The organism is Mesorhizobium sp. (genome assembly GCF_005063415.1).
In the GTDB taxonomy this organism is placed as follows: domain Bacteria; phylum Pseudomonadota; class Alphaproteobacteria; order Rhizobiales; family Rhizobiaceae; genus Mesorhizobium.
Genome location: NZ_SUEG01000147.1, coordinates 1 through 12,661 on the forward strand (window position 1 = coordinate 1; position 12,661 = coordinate 12,661).

Here is a 12,661-nt window from a genome sequence, read left to right on the forward strand (position 1 = left end):
AACTTCGCTCGTAAGGACGACCTTAAGAGCGCAGCCTCGCTACCGTGCCATCCTCTCGCAAGGCGGCCTTCGCCGGAGGCCTGCGAAACAAACACTGGCTGGTGTTTCCTCATTTGAGGCCAAAGGCTTGATCAGCCTGATCGGACTGCAACAAGTCCCTTGCGGAATGCCCGACACCCGGCAAAATCAGGAGACGCCAGTTCAAGGGCCACCCGTTAGCGGTCGCGACAGCTTGCGCCAGCTCGAAAGTGAATTGCCCCCGGTCCAAACGTGTCTCTCCTTGGCGCATAGCAGCCGCGCCTTCGTTTAGATCGACATCGCCTGTGTCGTCCTCTCCAAGATAGATCGTTAGCGGCAAAGCCAGATAGGCCTTCAACTCCTGAGAGGCTTGATCCGCGGTATAGACGCAGCCCGAGGGGAGACATCCCAGCCCGTAGGCTGCGGCCTCCGCCAACGAGGGCAATACGTAGGTAGACGGGTTGGCTACCACCACTCTCTTTGCATCCGACAAGGCGAACGCCGCAACACGGGACATAAATTGAGCTCCCGCGGAGTGCCCAAACAGGTAGTACTGCGCAGTCGGCAGCCCCTCTCGAGCCCTGGCCCAGTTTACCAGTCCCTTTACGTACCAGACAGTCCACCGGTCCCGAGGTTGGATTGTGCCCGAGTTGACAATGCCTCCCCGCTGATAGCTCCAGCCTGGGAACCTCTCCAGGTCGAAAAGCGGTGCGATGACAATCAGACAATTTCGATCCGCAAGAGGCCGCGCGTAATCTCGGTAGGATGAGGCGGTTCGGCTCAGCCCATGGAAAACGAACAGGATAGACGGATTGGCACAATTCTGTGGATGATAGGTGTATACCGTCAACTTTGTGCCGTTGATAGTTGCTGAAGTCGAACCATTGCCTACTTTCCAGGCAAGAGCCTGGCCTGAGTGCATCAAGGCACAGCCCAGGACGGCTGCGACTAACAGACGGATTAAGAATCGCACCTGTTGCTCCATGATGATCAGCCACTAGTGCTAGCGTATTAGCGAATGCTAAACAAATAAAAACGCCCGATCGGTAAGAATTCGTTTCAGCATATGCGGTCCCTGGGCAAAAGGGCTCGACCCGCCTGGCTAAACATTGACGCGCATCCATTCACCTCAGCACGCGGGAATAGACAATCTAAGACATCTATCGTGGACGCCTGCGACCACATCGGCGAGGCCAGGCGACAGCGCGAGCAACCGGTCGATTGTCTCGCGTCCAGCCGCCCCCCCCATCACCTTTGGTTGGTAATCGAGGCGAGGATCCCGATTTTGAACGTAGACGGGATAAATATCTAAATCTATTTGCTCTATGCCAAAGTGAAAACAGGGCAAAATACACTCACCCTTGCTGTTTCCTGATCCAAACGCGAAGTTTCCAACGCTATATAATATCGGCCTGCCTCTATAGATTTCGACCGGCTGGAGGATGTGAGGATGATGGCCTATGACTGCATCAGCGCCCAGGTCGATAAATTGCCGCGCTTTTATGCGATCCTCCTCGGTAGGTTGACGCTGGTACGGTATACCCCAATGCACCATCACCGCGATCCGATCGACCAGCGGACGCAGTCGTGCGAGGTCCCTCTCGACGAGTTCGGGCAGATCTCGTGCGGAGCCAGGCAGGTCGCCCCGAGCCGCGGTTCGACGGTTCCAGTAGTATCCGAGAAGCCCGATGCGGACATCCACGCCATTAAAAATCGCTGGATCGTGCGCGGTAGCCTGGTCCCGGCCACCGCCGTACGATTTGATGGAGTGTCGCTCCAAAGTGTCGAGCGTCTCAAGAACGCCAGCTCGGCCACAGTCTTGAACGTGATTATTTGCGATGGTCAACGCAGCGAAGCCAGCACGGCGCAAGACAGAGGCTGACTTGGGGTCGACCTTATATGAGTAGTTCCGAGTGGTCTCTGCTTTGTCGGAATTAGAGGAGAACGGCCCTTCGAGGTTTCCTGTTATCAAAGCGCAGCGCCGTAGGATCGGCTTCACCCAGGCGAAAGGATATTCGGGGCCGAACTTCCGGATACGATGCCGCATTCGCATTCCCGTCATGAGGTCTCCTACTGCCGCCAGGTTGTAAGGGCCGCCGGCCGACGAGGAGAGGAATAGGTCAAGTTGGTCCGGATCTATCAGATCGACGTCATCCGGAATTATGACCTCTGCAAACTTTTCACGAATTTTTGCCACGTGGCGCTGTGCTTTTTCAGACTCCGCGAGGCGATAAGGGAGAGACGGAACTGACGGTGATAGCAACGCATCAACCGTTGAAGAATTAAAACCTATCCCGCGCCTCTGAAATACATTTCGGATCAGCGCTTCGTAACGACCACCGAATCTCGTTCGGTCTGCGTAAAGCAGACACGAGGTAAAGTTCTCCGGAGACGACCTGACGGTGCGAGTTCGAATTCGGGAAGGGGCGTATGGGCTATCAGAAAGTCGCCCCAGCGTCATAAGGGCAGCAACGACTAACGAAAGGCAGGTAAGTTTGTCTCCCGGAAAGGCCGTGTGCAGGTCCCAGATTGCCCCCGCCATAACCTGCGTGACCAGCGCCTCCGGTGGCGGCACGGCGCCATCGTCCATGCGGGAGTCATTGGCAAGACTATTCGATGGTATAAACTCTGCATCATGACGGAGATGCCAACACCACAAGTAGGGCGTTGAGAGCATCGAGGCCGCCAAGTACATACTCAAGGCGTATTCAAGGGGTCCAGGCCTGCTAAAACTGGCACTCGGTGCGTGCAGCCTATCACTTTGGATATCGGCGGTATGACGCACCACGTGAAGTCCGAATGCCTGATAAATGAAGCTGGCATTGTGGGAGGGGTCGCAGAGGTAAGCGCCGCCTGCAATTCTTGCTAGCCACCCGTCCGTGGTGACCGTATTCCCCGGTCCAAACAGCAATTCCCCACAAAGGGGAATGGCAAAATCATCGAGATTTTCCATCCTTGCAGGATACCGGTATTTGACCCCTCGAACTGGCACATACCTAATCGTATCCTCGGGCAGATTCCGGTTACCTCTCCGTTGCGTCGCTCGGTGCGCATTGAGGATCGCCCTGACCTTGGGCAAGGGGCTCTCGCCAAGCGAACGCAGCGCTTCGTTCATGCGCCGAGCCATCAAGGAGACGTGATAGTAAACATTAACCTGGCCAAAGCGAGCGGCAGCTTCGCAATCCGCCTCCTCACCAAGAATTCCGCCGCCAAAAGGTTTGAAAACATAGTTGCCGTGCTCATCGGGCAGTGCCTCGCCCATCTGGCCGGTTGGCCACTGCGTCTCGGCAACTGACGATCCGGGCAAGAAACCATTGCTAATGACGTCCACGTACTGCCCGCGCAGGCCCCTTGGCGGTTCGGCGTCTCGGTCGAGATGGGGCAGTTCGACTTCGCTTAGGCTCACCCGGCCGCCAGTAAAGTCTGAATCGCAAGGCTCCCAAACATAAACAGACCCAGTCGCCATATCTATCTATTTCCCCGGACAAGCTGCAGTTCCTTTGCGGATATCGCTGGCTACCAACCGAAACCAGGTGCGCCACTTAGGCTTCCGATCAGGTGACGGCATTGGCGCCGTTTACTCGTCCATAATGATCATCGCCGACGCAGCCGCCGCTAAATCCCATATGTCTGACACAGCTCTCTGCAATAAGCTTGCAAACGTTTACAGGTCGACCGTACATTGGGAAGAGATGTAATCCGAGGTCAGGGCGCGTATTGGCCTCGACGACGATGTAGTTCTGCGGCTCGGCTTCGCTCATATGATCCGTGCACAATATATCGATGCCGCCAACGTGAAGTCCGGGAATAGCGCGCGCTACGCGTTCCGCGATGCGTTTCATGCTGGGATGAGCGCGATTCGTCATTTCCGTAGTTTCGCCACCTGTTGATGCGTTGCTTTTCCAGTCCAAGGTGACCCTTTGATCCTGGGCCGGTACAGAGTCCGGCTCAAATCCCTGTGATCTGAGTATCACCTTTCTATAATCATCCAGGAATATTGGCCGCTTCCCGAGATGAGGGTTTTTCGAACGGATATCGTTTTTGGCATCAATGAGTTGGCTGACAGTTCTGAACCCATCGCCTATCAGAAAGGGGGGGGTGCGCATCGAAACCGCGACGCATTGAGCGTCGACCACTAAATACCTGGCTTCGTTACCCGTAAAACACCTCTCTACTAGAATATGACTCGATGCTAGTTGCAGCGCGGCGCTCCACGCCACCTCAAATGTCTCTGGCGTCACGTTGACTGAAACGCCACGCCCCTTGTTTCCATCGGAAGGCTTCACAACAGCTGTTCCGAATTCAACGACTTTTTGGCGCGCGCTCTCTTTGTTGCGGATCCCGAAGGCCTTGCCATCCGCGAAGCTTACCCCCGCTTGCCTGAATGCCGCTCGTGCCAGTCTCTTATCCTTTAGCATGCGGTACGCAGTAAGGGCAGTGAAGCTGGTTTCCTCTTTCACCAGTAGGCATTTCTGAGTCCCGCTGGAAGCGATGAGCATTGGTCCCCGCCTCCGGGTTCGCAGTCCCAGCTTACGGAACTCCGAAATGAACAGTTTTATAGTGTCTAATTCGTCTGTATCTGCGAATGTATTCAGCTCGACTGCAGGGTCCGGCACAGATCAACACCTCCCAACGAAACACGTCTATTCGCTCTATGCCGACCGGCTTGCCCTCTGCCCCTTCCGTGGGGTTGGCTCATTGTTGCTGGTTGCCAAATTGTTGAGGTCATCTGGCTCATTGAGCTCTTGCCGAGCGCTTTCTAATGCCTTCGCTGCAGATCCCTCCTTAATCACCTTAAGTTCTTCCGCGACCATATTCGATTTTGTGAGATGCCACTTGTCGAGGGAGGCGGCGCGCACAAAGCCGTAAGCCGATGGCATACGGAACATCAGCCAGCCCAGCTTCGACAATTCCTCTGTGAAGCCTCTCACGAAGGCTTGCCCGCCAACACGCCGTCCGGTTAGGCGCCTGAATGTCTTGTACGACATTCTTGCACGGGTTCGCGGCTGTCCCGCTTTGTTTGTGGTGCGTTTCAAGGTCAAAGCAACGAGTGTCGCCGCATCACTTAGCGAAACACTCGGTGTGGCAGTTGACGAAACAGTATCCATAACCTTACTCTCCTTTGCTTCAGCAGAATCGATAAAATCATAACTGCTATTGAACGTCTTTCGTCTCGGGCCGAGCCGAAGGAAACGGGGCCACTTCATCGAACCAGCCATCCTTTTTTGCCAAATACGACATTGCCATTGCGTGCATGGCAGCCCTTACTTGCGGTGGCCGCGACAGTGACATAGATGTGACGGGTTCCGCGGCTAGCTCACCAGATCTCGACACGAGCGCCATTTTGGCACCCGATCCGTCAGCGCTCCATCTCAAAGCTAGAACCAAGCCGCCACTCTGTAGGTGCCGACGTAGACCGGTACCAATATCAGGCTCGGCACTGACCAATATTAGTCGTGTGATCGGCAAAGTCGACAGTGCACGGCGAGACCATTCATCTTCGCTATCGACAATGAAATAGCCCTGGTTGCCTCGCTGCAGCACCCGCTGAGTGAGATCTTCGAGAACTGTACCATGATCTGCATCTGTTGGAGTCATTGAGACCGCACGGCAAGCACCCAGACAAAGACCGCTCGCCCAAAGTCTGTCCGGAGAGGCTGCATAAACAAGAGCTTCCAGGAACGGGTCTCTGGCCAGCATTTGGGGCGTTGTCCGCCGGCCAAATTCCTGGGGTACCGTGTTGATGTAAGCGCCTCTTTTCGACAAGAGACCAACTCTTCGCCCTTCAGCCTGGAAGCGGTGATCGATTGCTGTCGCCACCATACCTGTGTGTCGATCGCCAATGACGAGTACGGTGGCAATTTCCGACGAGCCCGGCTCATTGTACATATTGGCCAGGATGACTTCGCTCACATCTCTCGATATCCCCGCTCGCGGCCAAAGATGAAACTCGATCCCCGGCCGTGCATTTACCTCGATGACAGTACATCCGACCTCTTTGTAAGATCTTGCAATGTCGGGCATGATGAGATCTAGCCCGGCAATACTGAGGCCGATGACCCTCACGATGCGCTCGCATAGTTGCATGTTATCTGGATGAACGGAGCTTGTAACATCGACCGGGACGCCTCCGCGGGCCAGGTGACCGGTAGGCCGGAGAACCAAAGGTTGCCCGGAAATTGGGACGGACTCCAGCGTAAGACGATGCAAGGCTAGGTGCCGTAGCAGCTCATCGTCAATTTCTACAGTCGAAAGACGCCTCCCGTCTCTGTCCGGTTCCCGATTCAAATCATGAATCAAGTCAAGTATCGTTTTTTCACCGTCGCCCACGACTTGAGGCGGGCAACACATGACCGCTGCCACGAGATGAGAGTCAACGACTGTCGCCCGAAATTCCGGGCCGGCGATGAACTGCTCAACCAAGACGCCATACCGCTCTGAGTGGCGGATATCGTGCGCTATGTCGAATGCCGCCTCAACTGCACGGCGTCCCCGCAGTTTAACCGAAACCCCCCGCCCCTGATTTCCCTGAGCTGGTTTCACGACCACGGTCTTACCGAGCTGTTTGGCGGCAGCGACTGCCTCAGATTTGGTGCGAACGGTGATTTGACGGGGTACTTGGATCCCCGCTTGCGCCAAAAGTCTGTTGCCCAGCCTTTTGTCCAAGGCCACCTTCGCCGACGCAAACGATGTAGAACCTGATATCGTCGAGAACAGCTGCTTCTGGTGCTTGCCTTGGCCAAGACGAAGGTGATTACGGGCAACGAACTCGAACGGGATGCGATTTCTCTTAGCTGCAGCGACCAGCACAGCGGTCGAATTTGAAAGACGCCGTTTGTTCGCCCTTTCCAGGTTCAGCTCTCGAGCCTGAGTGTATTTCGGCCCCCCTTCCTCGCCTCGCGCCGCCTCACCAATCGCTTCAACGACGGCCGAAGCAGCCGCGCGCGACATCTGCGGGTCATCCGACTCCCAAACGATTGCAATATGGCTTTCGGACGGACTGCCTACTAGCGACGCCACCGGCGAAAACGAATAGAAATTCATCGCGCGGCGAAGCTCAAGATCGGCGGACAGGATGGCATCGGCGATGTACCGAGGGACCAAAGCGTCTTGTGTACAGCCGGGAAACATTTCGGACAGCGCTGAGCGACCCAGCGCAGGAAAATCAGAGATGCGACTGACTGCTAGCCGCCCGATATCCAGGGTTAATTTGACCACCGTGTTCGTGCTATGCACATTAAGGCCCGATAGCACCTTAAAACTGGTAATCTCGATTTTTCCCAACGCTTCAGATAGGCTGACCATAACCCCACTTTTGCCCCCGGATGTTCACGCTCCGCCTGGTTTTCGACCGTCTCCCACAATACAGACTTCCTGACCACGCTTCCGCTGCAGCCACTTCAAATGCATCTCGAAACGGGCACCGCATCGATGGGCATGAGCGGCTTCGGCAAGACCCGATGTGAAGGGGCAAAGATGTGGCGCATTCCACCACATTTAAGCACGCTTTATATCTGATCCCCCGCGTTCAGTCGGCCTAAACGCTACGGCCGCAGCATCCGGAAGTCGCGTTCTTATTCTCTTGAAAGACTGGTGGATTTCCCGCCGGCCTGATCCGGACAATGCAGCTGGATGGTATGTGACCTCGCGGAGAGATGTCGTCATGCATTCGAATGGCAGAGATCCAGACAATATAGTGTTAATTAGCCGTTGAAAGTCGTCAGCTTGGGGATGTATTTTAGGCATCTAATGCTAGTTATCTAATCATATTGGTTATCGAATAATCTATTGTAAGCAGATAGGAGTATCAAAAAGACTTATCTGGCAACATTGAACAGAAAAAGACTCTAAATGCCATCCGAGTATAAGTTGGGGGGAGTTTCATGTCCGTTTCAAGAATTAAGCGCGGGCGCCTTAAGAGAGCTAAACGAGCATTCGCCACCCGCCGGGTCGCCGCATCTCACATGCGCACACTCGTCACGGGACCTATACAGCCCGTCGCTGGCGATCTTGTTTTGGCGCGCGTTGATGAACTCGGCAATCACAGCAGATTGGAGCTCCTTTGCGGGCGAAAAGCGATCATGTTTCCCGGAGATGAGATAATCCTCTGTTATGGAAACAGGTACGCTCCTGACCAGTTCGAGGCTGTCATAGGCCCTGATCTGGGGCCGTGCGACTTAGTAGCGGGGGGCGGCATCGCGGCATGTGAGCTTTCCAGACATGCTCGGATGCTGGCGCCAACCAAGATCACCCCTCTCGGCCTGATTGGCGACAAATTCGGTCGCCGGCTGAACGTGTGGGATTACAAGGTCAGCTCCGACGATTTGCCCCCTTCCCTGCCGATTGTTCTGTCGCTTGGGACGTCAATGAACGCCGGCAAGACATTGACGGCAACGTCATTGGTCCGAGGGTTCAAAAAGGCGGGACTGAAGGTCGCGGCACTGAAAATTACTGGAACCGGCTCGGGTGGCGACACCTGGATTGTACGGGATGCCGGAGCCGACATTGTTCTTGATTTCACAGATGCAGGATTTGCAACGACGTATTTAGCCCCTGTAGAATTGATCGAAAAGGGCGCGTTCCGCCTACTGAACCATGCCGCTGAAAATGGATGTGATGTCGCCGTTATTGAGATCGCCGACGGGCTGCAGCAGAAGGAAACTTCCGAGCTAATTTTGGCTGAATCATTTCGTAGCATGGCTCTTGGCGCCATTTTCGCTTCTTATGACGCGATGGGCGCAAAGTATGGAGTTGATACCCTCCGCGCTGCTGGCCACAAGGTACTTGCAATTAGCGGCAGGATCGGCCGATCGCCGCTGGGTGTGAGGGAGGCTGAGGAAGCCACAGGCCTGCATGTCTATTCCCCATGGGAGCTCCAGGATGGGGCGCTCAGCCCCGTTCTAAAGGCCCGCGCTTCTGAAAAATTAGCTAACGGGCAGGCTAATAACCCATATCTTCGGCGTATTGCTGACTCCCCAAATCCAATGGTGGCCCTCGGCCAGGGTCGAGCCCATTCTTCCCAGCTGCGAATTGATTTTCTGGGAAAACTCGCGCACGAACTGGTTCAGGCAGAGTTGGGAGAAACACCTGGTCCGAGGCCCGGCGGCGACAGCAGGGCGACATGGCCCAGTCCCTTTGGGAGCGTCTCCGTCACTCTGCCCGAGATGCTATCGCCTGGCTCGAACCCCTTATTTATGTTTATGTCGATTCAGGCGCCGGCTGAATTGATCGAAGCGGCAGTGGTGGCAAAAACCCCTAGGGCCCTCAAGTCATCTCTGGGCAGCCTGGTTCAAGCCCTCGGGTGCCCTCCTCTGTCCGCCACCCGAATGGATAACCTCGTGAGCGGAGCTTGGTCGATGTTGCAGGCAGTTGATCAGCAAAATGTTCATGCAGGGCCTGCGTTCAGCCCTCATGACGACTTGGACGAGATGATCATGAATTTCTCAGGGATTTTCAACGAGGGTGTCGACCAGCATGCCCCGCTCGGGCGGGCGTGAAAGACGGTGTCTTTGGTGAGAATACGCGGCGGGCGCCGGTACAGCGCCCCCCTCCGCGAAATGTGGCGAAGGTCGACACCCGGCCTTGCCGCGGTTGTGGGTTTTGGCGTCTGTATCAACGTGCTCCGATTTGCTGGGCCGCTTTATTTTATACAAATATTCGACCGCGTCATTTCCAGCCGCAGCGTGGAAACGCTTGTTATTCTGACCTTGGCCGCCTTGGTCGCTCTGGTAACCGGCGTCGTGCTGGAAGCCATTCGTCGTCGCATGCTTTCCCGCTGGGGCGTTTGGATCGAGCACCACTTGACCACCCAGTCCGTGAAAGCCGGATTGACGGCAGGCATCCCCAATCCGCCGCTTCTGACCAGTATCGAGAAAGTCTCCAGCTTTGTTGAACGAGGGCTAGCTCCTTGGCTGGACGTGATCTGGGCTCCCATTTTCCTGTTATGTGTATACTTGATCCATCCTGTTCTCGGCGTGATCGCGTTGGCAGGCATGGCTTTGCTGATAGCTATGAGCATGCTCAAAGAAAAGGTCACACAAGAGCCCCGCCAAGCTGAACGTGAAGCTGCCAAGCAGGCGAAAGAGGTATTGATCTCAGCGGAAAGGCATAAAGACGTCGTCGGCGCCTTCGCAATGGCCGACGCGATCGCCGGTCGCTGGGGTAGGAACAGAGTCGATGGCTTTTTGCAACGGGAGCGGCTTAATGCCAGAGGATCGAGCCTTGATGCAGCGATCCGGGCGCTGAACCGTTGCGTTTACATAATTCTATTGGCATCGGGCATCTGGCTGTTCCTAAACGATTCGGCGTCCCTCGGGGGCGTATTCGCAGCTCGGCTTATTGCGAGCTTTGCTTACAGAATGGTGGAAAGGGCAGTTCGGGAGCTCAGAAGCCTCATCGAAGCGCGGGAGGGATACTCCAAGATCAAGGCGGAGCTTGCCAAACCGTCAGACCTAGAGCCGTCTCTGCTTCCTGGAACGCCGCTGGGCTCGTTAGTTCTCGATGAAGTTACATTCAGGCATGCTGGCTCGCGAGCAGACGTATTTAGGAAACTGTCGCTTTCTCTGGCTCCTGGGGAATTGCTGCTGGTCGTAGGACGTGCAGCCACCGGCAAGACAACGCTTGCCCGTCTTCTCATTGGTTTGCTCAAGCCCCGCACCGGTCAGATCCGCTTGGGAGACATGAACATAACCAGGCTTCCGGATTATGTCAGAGCTGGAGCGATTGGATATTTACCTCAGCACGTTGAACTGTTCGAGGGAACCGTCGCGGAAAATATCGCACGGTTTCAACAAAGTTCTATCGACGACGTGGTTTCGGCAGCAAAAATAGCCGGAATACACGATGTTATCATTCGTCTGGGCCAGGGCTATGACACTTTACTCAACGACTCGGTCGGCCTGTCCGGGAGTGAACGGAAGCGAGTAGCCCTTGCCCGCGCACTTTTTCGCGCGCCGAGACTTATTGTCTTGGACGAGCCCTTCGCGAATTTGGACGCTGCCTCGAAGAAGACCCTTGAGTCGGCAGCTAGGCTTATGAAGGACGCGGGAAGCTCGATAATTATCACCATGTCCGGACAGACCAACCGTTTTGCCGGACTGGTTGATAGGTCGCTGATCCTGGGAGGTCGATCGCCCGAGCTCACCGAAGGTTCCGTTCGTCCCCTTCGCTTCGGCAAAACTGAATTGCGGAGCGTTAAGTGACAGCTTCGCTCGCCCTTGGCACGAAACACCCCGGCACTCAGCAAGCCGAAGATCCGCCGCCGTTTGGTAGGCGCTTAGTGATCCTTGGTTTCGCGATAATCGCTGCCTTCTCCACCGTGACCGGCATGTGGCTTGTTGCGGCACCCATCCAGGGTGCGGTCTTGGCCACCGGGGTGGTGAATGTTGCTTCAAACGTAAAGACAGTTCAGCACCTCGAAGGCGGCATCATATCGCAGATATTAATTCAAGAGGGAGATCGCGTGTCGCCAGGCCAGGTGTTGATACGATTGCAAAGCACCGCTTCGAAGGCAGCTGCAAATGAAATCAAGGCGCAGTGGTACGAGGCGAAAGCTACCGAAGCGCGCCTGGTCGCGGAAAGAGATGGAAAAGACTCGATCGAAATCCCGCCTGAATTGAAAGGGTCCGGGAAATTGGCGGCGGATGCTGTTTCCGGGCAGGAGAGTGTCTTTCGGACACGTCAAAACCTCTTCAGAGAGCAGCTCTCGCTGCTGCAGCAAGCAACCGGAAGCATGGCGAAGGAGATAGAGGGCTTTGAAGGGCAAGTCGTGGCCGCTACTCGAAAGCTCGCGCTAATTGAGGAGCAATTAGGTGACGTCCGCAGCCTGTATGAAAGGAAGTTGGTGGTCAGGACACGCCTTGTAGATTTGGAAAGGGAAAAGGCGGACGTGGGAGGTGCCCTAAGCGGGTATGTAGCGTCGATCGGCGCAACCCAGCAAAAGATGGAGGAGACGAGATTCAAGATCGCCGAACTTAGCGCCTCGACGACGGCCGATATCGTCGAGGCACTAGGAGAAACACGCGCCAAAATATACGAATACGAGCAGCGAATGGCCGCTGCTGATGACGTGGCGACGCGTACCGAGATACGCGCTCCTATCGGAGGCACCATAGTGGGACTTAAGGTCCACACGAATGGGGGGGTCGTAGCGGCGGGAGAGCCGCTAATGGACATCGTCCCTCAAGACGACAACTTCGTTGTTGTCGCAAACGTTGATCCCCTCGACGTCGACCAGGTGAAAGTAGGGCTGCACGCGACAGTTTGGCTGAGCGCTGTGAGCAGACGCTACCAGCAACCGATGAGCGGTGACGTTCGCACTCTTTCCGCTGACCGGCTAATTGATGCTCGGACCGGTCAAGCTTTCTATTCGGTTCGAATTGTTCTGAGACCGGAGTCTTTGAAAGCAGCGCCTGTAGCATTGCAAGCTGGGATGAGCACGCAGGTCATGATCGAAACTGGAGCGAGGTCAGCCTGGGAATATCTCAGCGCTCCTGTCTACGCCGCTATGGGTCGCGCCCTTCGTGAATAAAGAGACCGAGCAATAAACAATGACTTGGAAGTTCCGCCCGAAAGATGTGCAACGTTGCGCTCGGCAACTCTCCGATCTGCATGCGCTCCAGCCACTTATCGACGCGTCGCCGCC

General features: G+C 55.6%; 8 protein-coding genes. 3 read left to right on the top strand and 5 right to left on the bottom strand.

All coding sequences use genetic code 11. The annotated features are described in order from the left end of the window. Positions 1–109 precede the first annotated feature (109 nt). The 5 genes from E5W70_RS26430 to E5W70_RS26450 form a co-directional block, all read right to left on the bottom strand. Entirely contained in the window at positions 110–535 is a 426-nt protein-coding gene (locus tag E5W70_RS26430) for a hypothetical protein (protein ID WP_292664012.1), read from the bottom strand. Between the two features lie 612 nt (positions 536–1,147). Then, complete coding sequence (locus tag E5W70_RS26435; protein ID WP_292664014.1) at positions 1,148–3,424, bottom strand: CapA family protein; 2,277 nt, start codon at positions 3,422–3,424, stop codon at positions 1,148–1,150. Positions 3,425–3,572: 148 nt separating this feature from the next. Continuing rightward, positions 3,573–4,517, bottom strand: coding sequence for a hypothetical protein (locus E5W70_RS26440; RefSeq protein WP_292664016.1), 945 nt, complete (start codon positions 4,515–4,517; stop codon positions 3,573–3,575). Between the two features lie 153 nt (positions 4,518–4,670). Then, a complete protein-coding gene (locus E5W70_RS26445) occupies positions 4,671–5,126 on the bottom strand; it encodes a hypothetical protein (protein WP_292664018.1) in 456 nt (151 codons plus the stop codon). A 46-nt stretch (positions 5,127–5,172) separates the two neighbouring features. Further along, positions 5,173–7,323, bottom strand: a complete 2,151-nt coding sequence (locus tag E5W70_RS26450) for an ATP-grasp domain-containing protein (RefSeq protein WP_292664019.1) — start codon at positions 7,321–7,323, stop codon at positions 5,173–5,175. Between the two features lie 659 nt (positions 7,324–7,982). On the opposite strand from E5W70_RS26450, the gene E5W70_RS26455 reads away from it, so the two are divergent. The 3 genes from E5W70_RS26455 to E5W70_RS26465 all read left to right on the top strand — a co-directional run bounded on the left by E5W70_RS26455 (position 7,983) and on the right by E5W70_RS26465 (position 12,547). Next, positions 7,983–9,515, top strand: a complete 1,533-nt coding sequence (locus tag E5W70_RS26455; protein ID WP_292664021.1) for a hypothetical protein — start codon at positions 7,983–7,985, stop codon at positions 9,513–9,515. A 96-nt stretch (positions 9,516–9,611) separates the two neighbouring features. Beyond that, positions 9,612–11,219 (top strand): ATP-binding cassette domain-containing protein, encoded by a 1,608-nt coding sequence (locus E5W70_RS26460; RefSeq protein WP_292664023.1) that lies wholly within the window; start codon positions 9,612–9,614, stop codon positions 11,217–11,219. Beyond that, entirely contained in the window at positions 11,216–12,547 is a 1,332-nt protein-coding gene (locus E5W70_RS26465) for an HlyD family type I secretion periplasmic adaptor subunit (protein WP_292664025.1), read from the top strand. Before E5W70_RS26460 ends, E5W70_RS26465 begins: the two co-directional genes overlap by 4 nt. Positions 12,548–12,661 lie beyond the last annotated feature (114 nt).

Bases quoted from the DNA above. Each gene is read 5' to 3' on its own strand.
- E5W70_RS26430 (WP_292664012.1), bottom strand. From the start codon at position 535: ATGTCCCGTGTTGCGGCGTTCGCCTTGTCGGATGCAAAGAGAGTGGTG.
- E5W70_RS26440 (WP_292664016.1), bottom strand. From the start codon at position 4,517: ATGCTCATCGCTTCCAGCGGGACTCAGAAATGCCTACTGGTGAAAGAG.
- E5W70_RS26445 (WP_292664018.1), bottom strand. From the start codon at position 5,126: ATGGATACTGTTTCGTCAACTGCCACACCGAGTGTTTCGCTAAGTGAT.
- E5W70_RS26450 (WP_292664019.1), bottom strand. From the start codon at position 7,323: ATGGTCAGCCTATCTGAAGCGTTGGGAAAAATCGAGATTACCAGTTTT.
- E5W70_RS26455 (WP_292664021.1), top strand. From the start codon at position 7,983: ATGCGCACACTCGTCACGGGACCTATACAGCCCGTCGCTGGCGATCTT.